Genomic DNA, 17999 nt, shown 5'->3' on the forward strand with positions numbered 1-17999 from the left:
ATTCGCCTCCGTTTCGACCTCTCCGCAAGGAGCGGCCTCGCCGTAGACGAGGTTCTGCACGGTGTCGATTCTACTGGCTGTCACACGACTGTCAGCTTTCATGACACTGTGACAGGATAACGCGGACTGGTCGTGGATTGAAGTCCACTTGCCCGAATCGATGCTGAGCTGAGACTTCGGCCCGGTGCCGATGGCCGATATCGGCCCCGATCGGAACCGGGGACAGACCTCAGCCAGGTGTCACATATCGGTGCCTGCATCAGCGACGCCGGAAGCTCCGGTGGAGCCGAGGAATTCCGTGGCAAGCAGGTCGATCGTCTGAGTCCGTCCTGGGTCTTCGCGTACGTCTTCGCCTTCCACGGCACCCGCAATCGGCTGAATCATGATCTCGTCGACCTCGAAGCGCTCGGCGAGTTCCTCGAGCTGCGCGGACACGGATTTCGTGTCGCCGATGATCCAGTTGCCGGAGAGCTCTTCGCCGACCATACGCTCTTGGTCGGTCATCACCGATCGCACGTCGTCGCCGGCCAGGTGCAGCTTCTCCATCGGTCCGCCGGTGCGCATTCTGGCCATCTGCAGCATGAATGGCTCCGAGCGCAGCCGCGCTTCTTCCTCGGTGGGTGCTGCGACGACGTTGGCCGTGACAAAGGTCTGCGGCTTGTCTCCGTAAGCGCCAGGCGTGAAATTGTCGCGGTAGATCTTCATTCCGGTGGTGGCACCCGATGCGAAGTGGTTGGCGAAGACATAGGGCATGCCGAGTTCAGCTGCCAGCCTGGCCGAGTAACCGGATGAACCGAGCAGCCACGGCAGCGGCTGCGTTCCCGGAGCTGCCGCGGGCGTCGCCTTGAGCACATGTTCGCGTCCACCGTGAAGCGGAACTCGCATCCCCTCGGGCCGCATGAGGCTGAGAGTGTCGATCACGTGCTGGGGGAACTGTTCGACGGGATCGATTGCTCGTCCTTCACGGTCGACCATCCGTCCTTCACCGAGGTGGCCGCGCATTGCCGCCGAAGTGATCGGGTCCGTCCCCGGTGCGCGACCGATTCCCAGATCGATGCGGTCGCCGTAGACAGCGGAGAGCAGAGCGAACAGCTCGGCGACCGCCAGCGGGGCGTGATTGGGAAGCATGACTCCACCGGAACCGAGGCGGATCTGCTGTGTTCCCTGGCCGAGGTGCATGAGTTCGGGCCCTGGCATCGTCGATGCGATCGAGGGCATGTTGTGGTGCTCGGCGACCCAATAGCGGGTGAATCCGAGCTTGTCAGCCGTGTCGATGATCTGCTTTGAGGCGGCGAAGGAGTCTGCTGTCGTCTGTCCTGTACGGACAGGAACGAGGTCAAGGATCGAAAGCTTCATAACGAGGCAACAGTGCATGTGAGAAGAACATTCCGTTCCCCGCGGACCACGCCGCCGATGAACCGCACCATTGGTCTCGGCCACGTGTCCCGCGAATAACTGTCACATTGCCGGGGTTTTGCCAGCCGAACCCAAGTGCTTGTCAGCTGAACCTAAGTGCTTGTCAGCCGAAGAGAGTCTCTCCGATTTCCCGCGCGATGAACCGTGCGTGGAGCACCGGTTCTTGTGCTGGATCGATGGTCGCCGGTGGCACCCACGCGGGCCGACCGTCGATGAGCATTCTGCAGTCCCAATCGGTGTAATCAAGCAGGTGGTGATGCGCTGAACAGGCCAAAGTGAGATTGTTGACGTCAGTCTTGCCGTTCTGCGCCCATGGGACGATATGGTGCGCTTCGCACCAGCCGGGAGGAGTGTCGCATCCGGGGAACGTGCATCCCTGGTCACGGCTGGCGAGAATTGCCAGCTGTTTCTCTGTGGCCAACCGTCGTTCTGTCGCGAGTGCCAACGATTTCGCTCTTTCGCCCATGAGGTGGAAGAAGACCGATCCGTTCAGTCCTTCCAGAGCAGCGGAATCGATCGGGAACGGCGTTTCGACTCCCGTGACGGCCTTGCCGGTCTGGTTCGCCAGATCTTCCGCCTTGGCTGTGACGACCAGTGCGTAGGCCGCTCCGGCCTTGATGCGGTTCATTTCGATGTTGCCGATGACGCTGGAGAAACGCTCGTAGATGCGACGCCGGACACTCGGCTGCTCAGCGGCCATCGTCACCAGTGAGCCGTCCTGCCTCACCCCGGCCCCCTGCGGGATCTCACCATTCGCGCCGACCTGTGGCGGGGTGAAGTCGAGCGAGGGGTCGAGACAGTCCGAGCGGTCGCCGCGCAGGACCTCCGTATAGACGTCGACGACTTCCTGGTCGAGGTCGCTCACACTGGCACTGCCGCTTTCGACTGCGGAGCGGGCATCGTCGGCAGAACGGGTATCATCGGTGGCGCTCGCTCCGTCGATTGGGCGTTCGCCATCCGCGGGAGCGGCATCGATGCCCGCCGCATTCGCGCACCTGTCCTCGTCAGACTGAGAATCGGTTTTGATGCGCGAAGTCAGCAAGCCATTGAGAATCCCACCGGTCTCCTCGTCGAGGCGACCTTTGAGGGTCCACGTTCCGTCCTTCGCCTGGCGCAGGTTGACAGCGAAGCTGTCCCGGTCTGCCGCTTCTTTCGGTTCCTGGCCGTCGGGATCGATCCAGCCCAGGATCTCTTCGAAGAGTGCATGGATATCGCAGACGCGAACCGCCTGAGCCTTTTCGACGAGCAGGCTTTCAGCCTTGATCTTGTCGTCCTCCGATACGTTCACAGGCAGGTTCTTCAAGCATTTGGAGATCGTCGACGCCTGGTTTGCCGAGAGCACTCCTTCACGAAGGGCAGCTGCGAGAATCGGAAACTGCGCCTCGATCGATTCCCCGCTCATGCTGGTCCGCTTTCCCAGGCACTCAGCGAGCTGAGTGCGGCGATAGGCCTCTTGTGCAGACAGGTTGAGCCGATGTTGGACCAGCGCCTTCGTCGTTTTCGCCCCGTAGTCGCGGGGCGTGCCGACACGTTCGAACACGGAGAGGGTCACGACCGACAGGGACTCCGTCAGACGGTTCAAGGTCTCAAGACCATCGAGAAGAGTCACCGCGTCATCGGGCCCCATGGGGCGAGTGAAGTCGTGGAGCCCGTCGAGCAGGCCCTGCAGAGCGCAGATGCTTTCTGTGACTTCCGGGGCTGCGTGCTTCAAGTCTGACCAGCGAAACTCGTCGAGCAGGGGATGCGTGTCAGCTTCTGAGTCATAGCGTTCGGCGAGTGCCTTGTGTCGCTCCGCGCGTTCTACCTCAGCGATACGTTCGGCTTCTTTCTGCGCCCGCTTCTTCGCCTCGTACCGCTCAACGTGGGCGTTCCACTCCGCTCTTTCACGCGCGAGTTCTTCGTCCTCTGCGCGAGCCTGCGGGTTCTTCTTCAGGAACTCCTCACGCTCCGCAGCTCGCTGTGTCTCACGTTCTTCGCGCTTTGCTTTCATCCACGCGCTTTGGCGTGCTTCGATCTCTCTGATGCATGCCTGGACCTCTGCCTCGGTCTCCGGCATCGTCGTCCTGCTCGACCAGGGCCCCTGCCCGGCGTGGATAACGCCACCCGGAAGAGCAGGCGCCGCTGCGTCAGCCTCGATAACAGCTGCTTGACTGCTGCCTTCCGCAGCTACGACTCCGTCGACGACTGCATCGCTGCCATCCTCGACGGCGTCATCCTGTCCGTCACCAGCTTGGTCGGCGACCGCCTCGCCGTCGGCCAGGTTGTCGGCGATCCCGTCGAATCTGTCGGCGAGAGGATGACCGGTCAGATCGAATCCGGCCTCAGCGAGCAGCTCCCGGTAAGTCGACCTGGAGGAGTCACTGTCGGCAGACCGGGCAGAAGAGCCGGCCGCAGTTGGAGGGAGGTCACTGGGCGGTGAACCTTGAAGGGGTGGTGCCTGCGAAGCCTTTCCCGCTTCGCAATCATCGTGCTCGTCGTACCTTCGGTCGGGGATGAGAGCCATCTTCTTCGTATCCGTTCATCATCGTTGATGTCTTCGGCTTGGCTCCATTCTAATCCAGGAATAGAACAGAGTCTATAGTTCTGTACGATTTATTTGAGATATTTTCCCTGTCTTGCTATTTTGTACTATTTGCACTGGTCAATGGGAGATCTCACTCGGAGTGCGATGTTTGACAATGATCGCTGGCGGCGACCAGAAGAAGGGGCTCTCACCTACGGTGTCGACGAAGTGGGCCGAGACTACTCCTCGCCACTGACGCGAGGACGCGGGGCCAGGGCCCCGCCACAGCCACGCAGGCAGCACCCCGCCGCAGCCACACAGGGCCAGGGTCCCGCCACAGCCACGCAGGCAGCACCCCGCCGCAGCCACGCAGGACCAGGACCCCGCCACAGCCACCCGGGCAGAACTCACGTCCCGCCACGGTCACGCTTGCGGAACTCACTTCCCGCCACAATCAAGCGCGCGCAACCGACGCCCCGTCGTATCAACGAGCGCCTGCGCCGGCCCACAGCTCCACTCAGCTCTTCATATGAACGCGCTGTCCTTCGGGTCCGAACAGGCTGAGATACTCGACCCCGCCGTCATCGGCTCCCCCGAACCAGTGCGGAGTGCGCGTATCGAACTCTGCGGCCTCTCCAGCACTGAGAACCATCGTCCGGTCGCCGAGGATGAGGGTCAGGCGACCGCGGATCACATACACCCATTCGAATCCGGGGTGAGTCTTCAGCGCACCGAGCTTCGGTGTCTGCCGACCGTCGACGATGTGCTTGAAGGCCTGTACTCCGATTGCTCCGCGGCTGAGCGGCAGGATCGTCTGATCGTGGAACTTCCGCGGGGAGATATGAATGCGCGGATCCCCGATCGGAGGAGTCCCCACAAGCTCATCGAGCGGGAGCCCATAGACCCCAGCCAGCGGCAGCAGCAGCTCCAAACTCGGCTTGCGCTTCCCGGATTCCAGGCGCGACAGTGTGCTCGTCGACATTCCGGCAAGCTCGGCCACCTCGTCGAGGGTGCGCCCCTGCTCCTGCCGCAGCCCTCGCAGGCGAACACCGACACCAGCCAACGACTGCCGGATGGCCTCCTGCGCCTCGACAGGGGCGGACCCATCGGAGAGGATCTCCGACATCCGACCCGTCGCATGAGCGGCACGCTCCCCTGACTCTCTTGGCTCTTCCATGCCCTCAGCATGACAGAGTTTGCTATTTCTGCAAACACGTTTGCACTTTTACATGGGCTAGGAACACACTCGAATAGACGCCGACCATCCATCAGCACACAGGAGAATCATGACCACCCAAACTGCACCCGTAAACTCCCAGCCAACTGCGCCCGACTCGTCGGCCGAATCCGCGCAGGATTCCTTCGATGTCGCCGTCATCGGCGGTGGGGCAGGCGGCCTCGCCGCATCGATCGCCCTGGCCAGGTCTCTGCGATCCGTCGTCGTCATCGACGCAGGCCAGCTGCGCAATTCCTCGAGCGCACACGCGCACAACGTCCTCGGCCACGAAGGCATCAGACCGCAGGACCTCGTCGCGAAAGGCCGCGCCGAGGCCGAGGAATACGGCGTTGCCTTCATCGATGCGACTGTGCAGCAAGCACGCACGATCGATTCGGAACCCCACCCTGCCGAGGAGGCCCCGCATTATCGGTTCGAACTGACCACCTCGGCGGGGGGGCGATGTCAAGGCCCGACGCATCATCATCGCCACCGGCCTGAGCGACGAACTTCCGGACATCCCGGGTCTCGCGGAAGGCTGGGGCGACACCGTCCTGCACTGCCCCTACTGCCACGGCTTCGAGGTGCGCGGACAGCGCATCGGGGTCATCGGCACAACGGCCATGTCATACCACCAGGCGATGTTGTTCTCCCAGCTCAGCGACCACGTCAGCTTCATCCGTCACAACGCTCCCGCCCCTGATTCCGAACAGACGGCAATGCTCGATACGCTCGGCATCGAGTTCATCGATTCCACCGTCACCGAGGTGGCCCGCTCCGAGTCCGACACCGTCGTTTCACTGGCGGCCACCGAATCCGCGGACGGAGCGGAATCTCTTACCTTCGATGCGCTCACCGTCGGTGCGTATGGTCGAGCGAATGCCGACCTGTTCTCGCAGCTCGGAGGCGAGGTCGTCGCTCACCCGAGCGGGATGGGCACCTATATTCCGACGCAGATGGCAGGGCAGACCAATGTGCCCGGCGTCTGGGCGGTCGGCAACAGCGCAGATGTCTCAGCGATGGTCGTGGCCAGCACAGCCAGCGGGGTGATGGCCGGCGCGCATGTCAACGCCGATCTCATCATGGAGCGGCTCCGCTGAGACGTGCACGCAGCGGACACATGTCAGCCCAGCGAGCCGGGTTGCGTGTGCGCTGCGGTCAAGCCCTCAGTGCGCGGCTTTGACGCACAGCACCGGGGCTTCGGCGTCGAGGATGACCTTCTGAATTGTCGACCCGAGCAGAAACTTCCCGACCGGGGTGCGCTTCCGGGTTCCGAGCACGATCAGTTCGGCTCCCACCTCGTTGGCGGTGTCGAGGATCTGTTCGGCCGGGTCGTACTCGCTACCCAAGGTCAGTACGCGGAATTCGACGTCCGCCCTGGTCAGGTAGTTGTTGACCGATTTGAGCTCCCCTTCGCCGAGGCGGTAGGAGTCGCTGCGCTGCGCCGACCGTGACGCATTGACGACGACGAGCTCCTTGCCGTCCTTCTTCGCCTGCGCGATGCCGGCATCGAGAGCAGCGTGTCCGGCGGGATTGTTGACGTAACCGACGAGTACTGTCATTTTTCACCTTCGTTGGATTGAGCTGTACAGAACCGAGCGCGCAGGTCGGGAACCCACAGTCCCAGCATATCGAGCGATGCAGACATGGGTCGGCGAGCGGCCCCGGCTGCACCGCCTCGGCGAGGGGATGAGCTCACGACAGCTCTTCGGGATTGCGGAATCGGGTGCTCGTGCCCTTCGTCGAACGGTTCCAGAACCAGGTCACGGCCCACAGGACGACACCGATGCCGACGAGCGCCGCCGCGATCTGATACTGGATGAGCTCATCGAGACGGGCCCACGGACCGACGAGGAACACGCAGGTGATGACGCCGATCCACGGCAGAATCGTCGGTGCCTTGAAGTGTTCGGCATTGCCGGACTTGTCCTTGCGCAGGATGAGCACGGCGACGTTGACGACGGCGAACACTGCCAACAGCAGCAGCGAGGTGGTGCCGCCCAGGGACGCGGTCACCGTCTCGGGCAGGATCGTGGACACGAAGAAGATGAGCGCGAAGGCGATCAGCGTCGTGAAGATGATCGACACCCACGGAGAGCGGCGGCCGGCCAAGACCTTCGCGAACACGGGCGGGAGCACGTTCTGCTTGGCCATTCCGTAGAGCAGACGGCTGGCCATGAGCATGTTGATCAGGGCCGAGTTCGCAACGGCGAACATCGTCATGAACGGGAAGATCGTATCGATCGGCAGGCCCGGAGCGCCCTCGCGGACGACCTCGAGCAGCGGCGTCTCGCTCTCGGTGAGCACGCCGATGGGCACGGCCGCGACGGTGACCAGGGAGACGAGGACGTAGATGATGCCGGTGATCGTCAGGCCGGAGAGCATGATCTTCGGGAAGATCCGCGGATCCTTCGTTTCCTCGACCATGTTGACCGAATCCTCGAAGCCGACCATGGAGAAGAAGGCGAGCGCAGTGGCACCGGTGACCGCGAGGAAGACGCTCTTGTCGCCCTCGGTCTCGAAGATCATCACACGTGAGAAGTCGGCGTCACCCGAACCGAGTGCGAAGAAGCCGACGACGATGACCAGCAGCAGACCGCTCAGCTCGATGAGGGTGAGGACGACGTTGAACCATACGCTCTCGCCGACTCCGCGGAGGTTGATGAGCGCGATGAGAGTGAGGAACGCCAGCGCAATCCACATCACCCCTGTGCCGGAGACGTCCCAACCGAAGCCGGCCACGAGGTTCGCCGCGAAGACATTCGACGCCGTCGATGCCGAGGTGATTCCGGAGCTGAGGACGGCGAAGGCGACGAGGAACGTCACAAAGTGGATTCCGAACGCCTTGTGCGTATAGAGCGCTGCACCCGCAGCCTGCGGATACTTCGTCACGAGTTCCATATAGGAGAAGGCGGTGATCAGCGCGATGAGGAAGGCGAGGATCACCGGTGCCCAACCGGCACCGCCGACCTGCCCAGCCACCTTGCCCGTCAGAGCATAGACGCCGGTTCCGAGGATGTCACCGACGATGAACAGAAGCAGCAGCTTCGGCCCCATGACCCGCTTGAGGGTCTCGGGCTGGTGTCCGTCACCGGGGTCGATTGTCGTCGTGGGTTCTTTGTCGCTCACGATTCCTCCGTGTCCAATGCGGCGGCTGTGCCGCATACCTGGCAACCCTGACTGTGGTCAGAGCCTCGCCTAGTATGCCTCAGTCACGAGCCTGACACACAAGCTTCAGTTCCGAACCACCGTGAGAAACGCCGAGAACAGGGCCTTCGAATCACGTTCGCTCTCCGGCCCGAGCTCCATCGCTTCTTCCAACAGGGTATCTTTATCGAACCCCAAAGTCTGCAGTTTCTCCGCATCCCAGCGCTCGATGTTCGCCCGCGTCGACTCCGGGTGGAACTGCGTCCCCCACGCCCTGCCGACCCGGAACGCCTGGAATTCGCAGGCCTCGCTCCTGGCGAGCAGGGTCGCCTCCTCGGGGAGGGCGACGATGCGGTCGACGTGGCTTTCGACGAACGAGGTCCGTGGCCGGATCGCGGAGAACACCGGGTCCGCGGCCGCCTCGGCGGTGGTGTCGATCCGCGTGTATCCCTTCTCCGGCGCTCCGGTCCGAGCCCGCACATCGCCCCCGATGACGTGGGCGATGAGCTGCCCGCCGAGGCAGATACCGAACTGCGGCAGATCCGTGGCCAGGGCATGGCGGACGAGTTCGGCCTCATCGGCCAACCATGGGGCCCGATCCGTCTCATCGGGCATGTACCCGCCGCCGAGCATGATGAGCCCGTCATAGCCATCGAGTTCCGAGGGCGCCGGCAGGGGCGAAACCCCGCCGATGCGCAGATCGAATTCGACGTTCTCGCTGATCATCCACCGTGTCAGCAGCCCCGGCTGGGACTCGATGTCATTGACGATGACGAGCAGCCGCGTCATGATTCCGCCCCCGCCGAGGCGGCCGAACCATTGCCTGCGGACCCGACGTTGCCGCCGCCGTTCACCGTCGCCGAGGCGGCCGTGCCGTTGGCCGCGGAACCGGCGTTGGCCGCGGACGGTGCGTCGACCGCCGAGCCGAGGAACGCCGTGTACGCATCCTCGTGCGCGTCGAGGACGCGCATCGCATTGTCGAAGCCGATCTTGCGCAGGTCGGTCTGCGACCAGCCGCGCGAGGCGAGCTCGGCGAACAGGTTCGGATACTGGCCGGCATCACCGAGTCCGGTCGGCAGCTCATCGACTCCGCAGATGTCGCCGCCCAGTCCGATGTGGTCGATGCCGATCCGTTCGCGAACGTAATCGCAGTGGTCGGCGACCTGGGCCACGGTCACCTCGGGGGCGGTTCCCTGTTCTCCGGCGTCGACCCATTCGCGGCGGGCGTTCGAGACGAACGAGGGCACGAACGTCATCATCGCCACTCCCCCGTTGTCGGGCACGCGGTCCAAGACGTCGTCCGGGATGTTGCGCGGGTGCGGGTTGAGACCGTACGCGCAGGAGTGGGTGAAGAGGACCGGCAGGGTGCTCTGGTCCAGCGACTGGTGCATGACGGTGGGCGCGACGTGGGAGAGGTCGAGGATCATGCCGATCCGGTTCATCTCCGCCACGACCTCACGTCCGAAGACGCTCAAGCCGCCGTGGACCGGTTCGTCCGTGGCCGAGTCGGCCCAGGAATGAGTGGTCGACCACGTCAGAGTCATATAGCGGGCCCCGGCGCGGGCGTACGACCGCAGCACGGCGAGGGATTCGTCGATCTGCTGACCGCCTTCGACGCCCATGAGGGAGGCGACCTTGCCGGCTGCGCGAGCCGCACGGACGTCGGCGGCGGTACGGGCGAAGGCAAGTCGTTCGGGGTAGGCGGTGACGACACGCTGGACCGCGTCGATCTGCTCCCATGTGGCCTTGATCGCGTCGGCGCCGGTGATCGAGGAATGAACGTAGACGGACCAGTACTGCGCGGCCACGTGTCCGGCCGCCAGCTGATCCATCGTGGTGAACGGCGAGACGGCCGGGTCGTTGAGCCCCTCCACGCTGTAGTCGCGTTCCTCGCGCAGGTACCAGGCGAGGTCGTTGTGTCCGTCGAAGACGTCGACGGCGGGTGCGGATGCTGCGTCTGGTGCGGATTCGGTGTCGGGTCCGGCTGCGGAGGCTGTGTTGGGTGCGGTCATGGTCGGGTCCTTCCGGTCGGGCGGATTGGGTCGGTGCAGGGGTGCACGCACGGAACGGTACTCCCGCGATGGGGAGGTCGGCCGCCTCGGCGAGGTGGGGTCGGTTCGTTCATCATGCCAGCCCGGACAGGATCTGGGCCGACCACAGGCCGAGGAACGTGCCGAGGAACGTTCCCATGAGCGCGAACAGCACACCGACGGGGACGAGCTGTCGGTTGAAGGCTCCCGCAACGACCGGCGCCGAGGCGATTCCGCCGATGTTCGCGGTGCTGGCCACGGCGATGCTGAAGAGCTCGGTGCGGGTGAGCTTGGCGTAGATGAGCATGATGGCGATGTGAACGACGAGGACGATGATGCCCGCCACCAGATAGAGTGGCGCTTCGGCCAGGGAGGTGAAGTCCGAGCCCGAGGCGATGATGCCGATGATGAGGTAGAGCAGAATCGTCGCGAGCTCATTGGATCCGGCGGTCTTGCCGAACCGAGTCGAACCGATGGCGAGCCCGAGGACGCTGACGATGAGGATCGTCCACGCGGTGCCGTCGATGACCGCTCCGACCTCGGGCAGCAGTTCGCCGAGGCGGATCGCCAAGGCCGAGGCCAACAGTGCGAATCCGATGAGTCCGAAGATCGACGACAGCGTCATCGGCTTCTCCTCCTCGGCCGAGACTCTGTCGGTGAAATCGAGCTTCGACATATCGGCCTTCGTCCACTTGTCGAACTTGTCGGAGACTGTGACGGAGGAGAAGATGAGCAGCAGCCAGAAGGAGTAGAGCACTGTGTCGACGATGAGGACGTAGCCGAACACGTTCTCGGGTGCCTGGAGGACCTCCTGCACCGCGACCATGTTCGCCGAACCACCCGTCCACGAGGCGTTGAGAGCGCCGAGGGCCTTCCACGCTTCCGGGTCGAGGCTGGAGTGCAGGATGAGGTAGCTGATGATGAAGCCGATGATGATGCTCGCCGCGGTCACCGCAAAGGTGAGCAGCAGTTTGGGCCCGAGCTTGATGATCTGCCGGATATCGCACTTGAACAGCATGAGCAGGATCATCGCGGGCAGCATCACCTCGCGCAGGGTGTCGCCGACCACGGTGATGTCTCCACCGTCGTGGTCGAAGACGCCGAACGTGTTGAGCAGCGCCGCCACGATGTAGAGGATGACGAAGCCGGGCACATATTTGAGGAGCTTGAAGCGCCCGCTCCGGTCCGCGACGACGAGCGCTGCGGAGATCGCCAGAAGCAGGCTGATGAATAGAAAACCGTCCGTGATCACTAACGACACTTCCTCATTGAATACGTCCATCCCGGCAGAGGCAGAGCCGACGGTGCCGCAGCTGGCTGCGCCGCACGGCGCGGATGGCAGCAGCACCGGTTGGGCCAGTGGCAGAGCCACGGGCGGCACCGAGGATGCCTCCGGGATGGAGCAATGTGCAGTTGTCGATCGGATCCGGTCCGGTGAGGGCCCGGGCAATCGGGGTGGTCGAAGGCGCTGCCTAAGCGGTGACCTCGCGGTACTTCTTCGCGGCGTTGTTCACTGCTGTGATCAGCGCCTTCTGCGAGGATCCGTGGTAGCGGCGCTGGATGCGCTCTATCAGTCGACCAGGGTCCGTGATGTCGGCATCGACGAACAGGCTCCGAATGAAGTTCCGGGTCAGAGCCAACGTCGCCGTGCAGTCCACATCGAGGATTCGGTGGGTGTCCGGCTGGATCTCGAATGCCACGTAGAACAGACCGAACTGGTTGGTGATCGGGTTGTTCGACGGAGCCTTCGCTTCGCCTGTGAGGTAGATCGTATCGGACATCGCCCACCAGACTACCCCACGGCTCTCGGCGCCGAGACCGGTCCGAAAGCAGCCGGGGCGCTCCCAGAGCGGCCGCGAGTCGCCCGGCAGGCGACGACTGCCGCCGGGGACATTCGTCAGGCGAAAGGCGAGTTCCCATCGACGGCAGTCGAACGCAGTGGACGCTCAGAGGAACCGGTGGATCGCGTTGCCGGCCTGCCGCATGATCGGCATGACGTCGACGACGCGGTCGGTGCCCGGTTCCCAGTTCGCGAACACCGCATAGGCGACGCGACGCGTAGGCGTCATCACGATCCCGGCATCGGCCCGGATCGTCCCGTTCGTGCCGGTCTTGTTCCACACCCACACGTCCCGCTGGTAGTTGTAGTGAGCGAGCGGGTCCAGATCGAACGCCGAGGCGACCATCGAGGTGTCCGCGCCGGCTCCCAACCAGCGCCGGAAGACCTCGTTCGTCGACTCGTCCCAGAATTCGTCCTTGGCGTGCCTGGCCATGAAATCACTGAGCTCCGCGGCCGTGCCCGTCGACAGTGTCCGCGGCGCTTTGGCCGGGCGCGGCCAGCGCAGAAAGTCGTGCAGACCCGAGTTCCTGTACCCGAGCTTCTCCACCTGATCCGCAACATTCTCCAGCCCGACCCTGCGGATGAGCACGTTCGTGGCGAAGTTGTCGCTGAAAGCCCCGATGAGCAGAGCGACGTCGAAGATGCTCAGATCGTCCTGCTCCATGAGGTACCAGATCCCCGATTCGTCGACCCTCTCCGAAGGCCGCCGATGCAGGCGTTCCTCCAGGTCAAGCGTGCCGTCCTTGTACATCTGCAAGGCAGTGTGGAGGAGGAAGACCTTGCCCATGCTGGCGGTGTCGAGTTCGTCGTTCTCATTGTGGGCGAACACCCGTTCCCCACTGTCGACGTCGAAGGCCAGAGCGCTGAATCGCACTCCGGGCAGTCCATCGAATTTCAGTTCGCTCATCAGCGTGCTCCTGTCAGTCTCGTTTCGTTCATGTCTGCGCGCCCGCGATTCGTTCGCCTCACCGAGCCGGGCCATCGGCACGTGGTCGGCACCATCATGCCTGCCCACCCGCGTGATCCACCCACAGCCGCGGCCGTTCCCCGGGCTCCGCCTTGAGCGTGACGTCGACGCCGAGTGGGGCGCTCGGCGCATCGGGATCGTGGCCGAAGCCCATCTCAGACACGATCGGGATTCCCAGACCGCCGAGGTAGTCGATCATCAGCGCCTCCACCTCGTGGACGGGCGCGCAGTCCTCCCACGAGCCGAGCACCACCGCATCCGCCGAGGTGAACCACCCGCCGCGGACCAGCTGCACCATGAGATTGTCGAGCCGGTACAGCTCCTCGTCGACGTCTTCGAGCATGAGGATGCTCGGACCCCGATGCTCGCGTCGTTCCCGCACGTCGATGAGCTCGGGACTGCCCATCCCCGCGGCGATGAGACTGAGATTTCCCCCGCCGAGGCGGCCCCTCGCCGACCCCGGAACCAACGTCTGCGCCCGGCTGAGCGGGCGGGTCGCAGCGGTCTGCTCCGCCGCAGCGGTGCCCTCCGTCGAGGCCTCTGCGGGGAATCCGAGTTCGCGCCCGCCCCAGGGATGAAACAGCCACGAGGCCACCTCGTCGGGCACGACCGTCGAGTTCTTGAACGGGTCATTGCCGACCATCGGGCAGAACAGAGTCGCGACGCCGAGGTGGTGTTCCCAGGCCTGGTGGAGTGCGGTGATGTCCGAGGAGCCGGTGAGCAGCTTGGGACGGCCGTCCCTGCGCAGCATGTGCCGGCGCATGAGGTCGAAGTCGATGCCGTCGAGCAGGCGCATGGCTCCGAAGCCGCCACGCAGCGCGATCACCGCATCCGTGTCCGGATCGCACCACGCGTCGACGAGATCGGCCCGGCGCTCGGCGTCCGTGCCGGCCAGATACTTCACCCGCGGGTGCCGGCTGCGGACGTTGGCCCCCGGCACGACGTCGAAGCCCCAGGATTCCAGCTGGGCGATGGCCCGCTGCAGCGACTCCTCGTCGGTGGGTCCCGACGGCGCAATGAGGCGAACGGTGTCACCGGGCGACAGCGGCGCAGAATCGAGATATGGGCTCGGCTTACTCATTCCTCACCAGACTCTGACTTCCCAATCGGGGAACCGCGGCGAGCAGCTCCTGCGTGTACTCGTGCTGCGGATCGGACAGCACCCTGTCGACCTCACCGTATTCGACGATCTCCCCTCTCTTCATCACCGCCACCGTATCCGCGATGTTCCAGGCCAGGCCGAGGTCGTGGGTGATGATGAGCGCGCTCATCCCGAAGTTCTTCTTCAGCGCGAGGAACAGCGAAAGGATCTCCCCGCGCACCGAGGCATCCAGCGATGCCACCGGCTCATCGGCGATGAGCACCTGCGGGTCGAGAGCCAGAGCGCCGGCGATGACGACGCGCTGCCGCTGTCCGCCGGAGAGCTCCTGCGGAATCGACTCGAGATAGTCCTCGGCAGGGGTGAGCTCGGCGGCTTCGAGCGCGCCGATGACCCTCTCGTACTCCCGGTCCTTGATCCCCTGAACCTTCAGGCCCTCGACCACGGCCTCGTACACGCTGCGTTTGGGATTGAGCGATCCGGCCGGGTCCTGCAGAATCATCTGCACCTTCTGCCGAAATGCTCGCAGCTCCTTCGCCTTCTTCGGCAGAGCCTTGCCCGCGAACGACAGCTGCGAACCCGCTTCCACCTCCTGCAGACCGAGCAGCGACCGTGCCAGAGTCGTCTTCCCCGAGCCGGACTGGCCGACGACGGCGAGGATCTCCGCCTTCCGCAGCTGCAGGTCCACACCGCGCACCGCACGTTCACGACCCCGCCGGGTGTCGAAGGAGACACTGAGATCCTTCGCCTCGAGCACTACCTCATCCGTCATGGTGAATGGTTCGGCCCGGACCACCTCGGCGGGTTTGAGTGTTCGGGGATTCAGCCGGGATTCGGGGTCCCCGATCTGCGGAAACGCACCGGCCAGCTGCTTCGTGTAGTCCTCCTGCGGAGACAGGCACACTTCGTCGCTCGGTCCGTATTCGACGAGGCGGCCGTGACGCATGATCGCGAGTTTCGCGCACACGGCCGAGAGCACGGCGAGATCGTGGCTGATCATCAGCAGGGAGATTCCGCGTTCGGCGACGAGGCGGGCCAGGCCGGACAGGATCTGCTTCTGCACGATGACGTCGAGGGCAGTCGTCGGCTCGTCGGCGATGATGATATCGGGTTCACAGGCGAGCGCCATGGCGATCATGATGCGCTGTTTCTGCCCGCCGGAGAGCTCGTGCGGATATGCGCTCGACTTCGATGCCTCGAGGTTGACCTCGGCGAGGAGTTCGAACATCCGGTCGCGGCGCTTCTGCGGGGTCGTCCACGTGCCCTTCGAGTGATGTTCGAGGGCTTCGATGATCTGCTGCCCCACCTCGCGGACGGGGTTGAGAGAGTGCAGAGCTCCTTGGAAGACGATCGAGGCCTGCGCCCACCGGACCGCGCGGATCTGGCCGAAGCTCAGCTCCCGGATGTCCTGCCCGCCGAGGAGGACCCGCCCGTCGAGGCGAGCCGACTTCGGCAGCAGGCGCAGAGCCGACATGATCAGGGTCGACTTCCCCGACCCGGACTCCCCCGCGATGCCCAGGGTGGCACCGGCGGGCAGGTCGAGGCTGACGTCTTCCACGGCGACGACGTCGCCGCGGTCGGATGAGGAGCGGTAGGTGATCGAGACGTTCTCGAAATGAAGGTCGGTCATCAGCGGCTCCTCAGGGCAGGGTTGATGATGGCCTCGAATGCGCGCCCGACCATCGTGAAGGCGAGCACGACGAGCAGGATCGCCACACCCGGGGTGAGCACGTACCACCAGTAGCCGGAGGTCGCCGCGGACACGTCCATCGAGTTCTTCAGGATCGTGCCCCACGATTCCTTCGACGTGTCCCCGAGGCCGAGGAACGACAGCGTCGATTCGGCGATGATCGCCCCACCGACGGTCAGCGTCGTGTTCGCGAGCACGAGCGGCATCACCGCAGGCAGCAGGTGACGGAACAGGATGTGGGAATGTCCGGCACCGAGGATGCGCGCCCTTTCGATGTAGAGCCGAGATTCGACGCTCAACGTCTGCGAGCGCACGATCCGTGCGGTCGACGCCCATGAGGTCAGTCCGATGGCGACGACGATCGTGAAGACACCGCGCTCGAGCACGGAGGACAGCACGATCGCGAGAAGCAGGGACGGCAGGACGATGAAGAAGTCGACGATGCGCATGATGATGCCGCCGAACAGTCCCGTGAAGTGACCTGCGGCCAGGCCCATGATGGTGCCGATGATCATCGACATGACGGTCGCGGCGACGCCGACGAGGATCGACACGCGCGCTCCCCAGAGGATGCGCACCCACAGCTCCCGTCCCAGGTCATCGGTGCCCAAGGGGTGGTCGAGGCTCGGCGGGGCATAGCGCGGCACGTCGAGCTGCTTCGTGACATCGAGCATCGAGGCCGGGGCGATGAGCGGTGCGGCGATCGCGATGACGATGAAGAAGAGGAGCACGACGGCGCCGATGAGCGCCGGAACGTCGGAGCGGAAGAGCGCCCAGTTCTTCTTCGCGTTGTTCAGGCGGCGTTCGCGCACGAGCTTCGCGCCGTCGACGACAGGGATGGATCCCCGTGTTTCCGAACCACGCGGATTCGGTTCGTTCGATGAGGGGCCGGGGGCCGCCTCGGCGGGGGTGTTCGCGCTCATCAGGCCCTCCTGACGCGGGGATCGAGGAATCGGTAGACGATGTCGGCGGCAAGGTTCATCACGATGATGATCGCCGAGAACACGACGAAGGTGCCCTGCAGCAGCGGCAGGTCGGGGCCGCGGATGGCTTCGAAGGTGAGTTTGCCCAGTCCCGGCCACGAGAACACGGCTTCGACGGTGACGGCGCCGGCGATGAGCCCGCCGATGTGGAGGAAGACGACGGTGACGGTCGGCAGCAGCGCATTCGGCACGGCGTGACGGCGGCGGACCTCATCCTCGGTGAGTCCTTTTGCGCGGGCGGTCGTGAGGTAGTCCTCGTTCATCTCCTCGAGCAGGGAGGCGCGCATGATCATGAGGAACTGCGCATAGACGACGGCGACGAGCGAGATGACGGGGAGGATGAGGTGTTTGATGACGTCGATGATTCCAGCCGGTGACCATGGGTCGAGGCCGGGGGTGATCATGCCGCCGGTGGGCAGCCATTGGAGGGTGCCGCCGAAGATCATGAGCAGGATGAGGCCGAGCCAGAACGTCGGCACGGACCAGAAGATCAGCGAGGTCGAGGAGGCGAGCTTGTCGAACAGGGTGTTGCGGCGCCAGGCCGAGATCTGTCCGAGCCACAGGCCCAGGACGATGGCGATGACGGCCGCGGTGGCGGTGAGCAGCAGGGTCGGGCCGAGGTATTCGCCGATGAGCGCCGACACGGACTTCCGGTACACGTAGGACTCGCCGAGGTCGCCGGTGACGATGCCGACGAGGTAGTCCCAGAACTGGACGATCACGGGTTTGTCGAGTCCGTATTGGCTGCGCAGTTCGGCGATCTGCGCCGGGGACATCGGCCGTTCCTTCGCGATCTTGAGCACGGGATCGCCGGGCAGCATGCGGAAGGCGAAGAAGCCGAGCACGATGACGAGGACCATCGAGGTCGCGGCCCCGCCGAGCTTGCGCAGGAAGTAGCGGGTGAACGATCCGCCGGCCGGTGGTTCGTCCATATCGACGGTGGCGGGGTTCGCCGGGTTGGCGGGGTTCGCGTCGGCGGTTGCCGCGGATCCCTTCGCCGAGGCGGGGCTGGGGTTCGTGGGGTCGGTGCCCGGGTTCGCCGTGCCCGGTCCTCGGTCAGGGCGATCCCCGGACTGGGGATCGTGGGTGGGTGTGCTCACTGTGGTGC

Annotated in this window: 16 protein-coding genes and 1 pseudogene; 3 read left to right on the forward strand and 14 right to left on the reverse strand. The window is 64.5% G+C overall.

All coding sequences use genetic code 11. The features are described from left to right. Positions 1 to 240: 240 nt before the first annotated feature. Together AC239G_RS15470 and AC239G_RS15475 are read right to left on the reverse strand one after the other, a co-directional pair. The gene (locus AC239G_RS15470) at positions 241 to 1356 is read right to left on the reverse strand and encodes an LLM class flavin-dependent oxidoreductase (RefSeq protein ID WP_139468108.1); all 1116 of its coding nucleotides are present in this window, start codon (positions 1354 to 1356) and stop codon (positions 241 to 243) included. 163 nt (positions 1357 to 1519) lie between these two features. After that, positions 1520 to 3406, reverse strand: coding sequence for a DUF222 domain-containing protein (locus AC239G_RS15475; RefSeq protein ID WP_487489223.1), 1887 nt, complete (start codon positions 3404 to 3406; stop codon positions 1520 to 1522). A gap of 156 nt (positions 3407 to 3562) precedes the next feature. On the opposite strand from AC239G_RS15475, the gene AC239G_RS15480 reads away from it, so the two are divergent. After that, positions 3563 to 3835, forward strand: a complete 273-nt coding sequence (locus AC239G_RS15480) for a hypothetical protein (RefSeq protein ID WP_180345573.1) — start codon at positions 3563 to 3565, stop codon at positions 3833 to 3835. Between the two features lie 601 nt (positions 3836 to 4436). On the opposite strand, the gene AC239G_RS15485 is transcribed toward AC239G_RS15480, so the two are convergent. Then, on the reverse strand, positions 4437 to 5096 hold the full coding sequence (locus AC239G_RS15485) for a helix-turn-helix domain-containing protein (RefSeq protein ID WP_487489224.1): 660 nt from the start codon (positions 5094 to 5096) through the stop codon (positions 4437 to 4439). A gap of 109 nt (positions 5097 to 5205) precedes the next feature. Between AC239G_RS15485 and AC239G_RS15490 the strand changes: the two are divergent. After that, positions 5206 to 5361: pseudogene (locus tag AC239G_RS15490) on the forward strand (NAD(P)/FAD-dependent oxidoreductase); the annotation flags it as partial. 292 nt (positions 5362 to 5653) lie between these two features. Beyond that, positions 5654 to 6235 carry an FAD-dependent oxidoreductase gene (locus AC239G_RS15495; protein WP_487490120.1) on the forward strand — a complete coding sequence of 194 codons (582 nt, stop codon included), beginning with the start codon at positions 5654 to 5656 and terminating at the stop codon, positions 6233 to 6235. A 66-nt stretch (positions 6236 to 6301) separates the two neighbouring features. Here AC239G_RS15495 and AC239G_RS15500 read toward each other — a convergent pair whose 3' ends face one another. The 11 genes from AC239G_RS15500 to AC239G_RS15550 form a co-directional block, all read right to left on the reverse strand. Further along, positions 6302 to 6697, reverse strand: coding sequence for a universal stress protein (locus tag AC239G_RS15500; protein WP_101543775.1), 396 nt, complete (start codon positions 6695 to 6697; stop codon positions 6302 to 6304). Between the two features lie 133 nt (positions 6698 to 6830). Continuing rightward, complete coding sequence (locus AC239G_RS15505; RefSeq protein WP_229663977.1) at positions 6831 to 8264, reverse strand: APC family permease; 1434 nt, start codon at positions 8262 to 8264, stop codon at positions 6831 to 6833. Positions 8265 to 8369: 105 nt separating this feature from the next. Further along, positions 8370 to 9071, reverse strand: a complete 702-nt coding sequence (locus AC239G_RS15510) for a type 1 glutamine amidotransferase (RefSeq protein WP_434591603.1) — start codon at positions 9069 to 9071, stop codon at positions 8370 to 8372. Then, on the reverse strand, positions 9068 to 10294 hold the full coding sequence (locus AC239G_RS15515) for a dipeptidase (protein ID WP_229663976.1): 1227 nt from the start codon (positions 10292 to 10294) through the stop codon (positions 9068 to 9070). The genes AC239G_RS15510 and AC239G_RS15515 overlap by 4 nt, the downstream gene beginning before the upstream one ends. A gap of 112 nt (positions 10295 to 10406) precedes the next feature. Then, on the reverse strand, positions 10407 to 11564 hold the full coding sequence (locus AC239G_RS15520; RefSeq protein ID WP_487490121.1) for a DUF819 family protein: 1158 nt from the start codon (positions 11562 to 11564) through the stop codon (positions 10407 to 10409). Between the two features lie 220 nt (positions 11565 to 11784). Beyond that, positions 11785 to 12093 (reverse strand): DUF3870 domain-containing protein, encoded by a 309-nt coding sequence (locus tag AC239G_RS15525; RefSeq protein WP_139468103.1) that lies wholly within the window; start codon positions 12091 to 12093, stop codon positions 11785 to 11787. 165 nt (positions 12094 to 12258) lie between these two features. Next, positions 12259 to 13059: a serine hydrolase gene (locus AC239G_RS15530; RefSeq protein ID WP_139468102.1), complete on the reverse strand. Its 801-nt coding sequence runs from the start codon at positions 13057 to 13059 to the stop codon at positions 12259 to 12261. Positions 13060 to 13153: 94 nt separating this feature from the next. After that, the gene (locus AC239G_RS15535) at positions 13154 to 14200 is read right to left on the reverse strand and encodes a S66 peptidase family protein (protein ID WP_139468101.1); all 1047 of its coding nucleotides are present in this window, start codon (positions 14198 to 14200) and stop codon (positions 13154 to 13156) included. Continuing rightward, positions 14193 to 15848 (reverse strand): ATP-binding cassette domain-containing protein, encoded by a 1656-nt coding sequence (locus AC239G_RS15540; protein WP_139468100.1) that lies wholly within the window; start codon positions 15846 to 15848, stop codon positions 14193 to 14195. Before AC239G_RS15540 ends, AC239G_RS15535 begins: the two co-directional genes overlap by 8 nt. Then, positions 15848 to 16831, reverse strand: a complete 984-nt coding sequence (locus AC239G_RS15545) for an ABC transporter permease (protein WP_139468099.1) — start codon at positions 16829 to 16831, stop codon at positions 15848 to 15850. Before AC239G_RS15545 ends, AC239G_RS15540 begins: the two co-directional genes overlap by 1 nt. Continuing rightward, positions 16831 to 17991, reverse strand: a complete 1161-nt coding sequence (locus tag AC239G_RS15550; RefSeq protein ID WP_487489225.1) for an ABC transporter permease — start codon at positions 17989 to 17991, stop codon at positions 16831 to 16833. The genes AC239G_RS15545 and AC239G_RS15550 overlap by 1 nt, the downstream gene beginning before the upstream one ends. Positions 17992 to 17999: the final 8 nt, after the last annotated feature.

This window comes from Brevibacterium sp. Lmc1, from assembly GCF_057654315.1.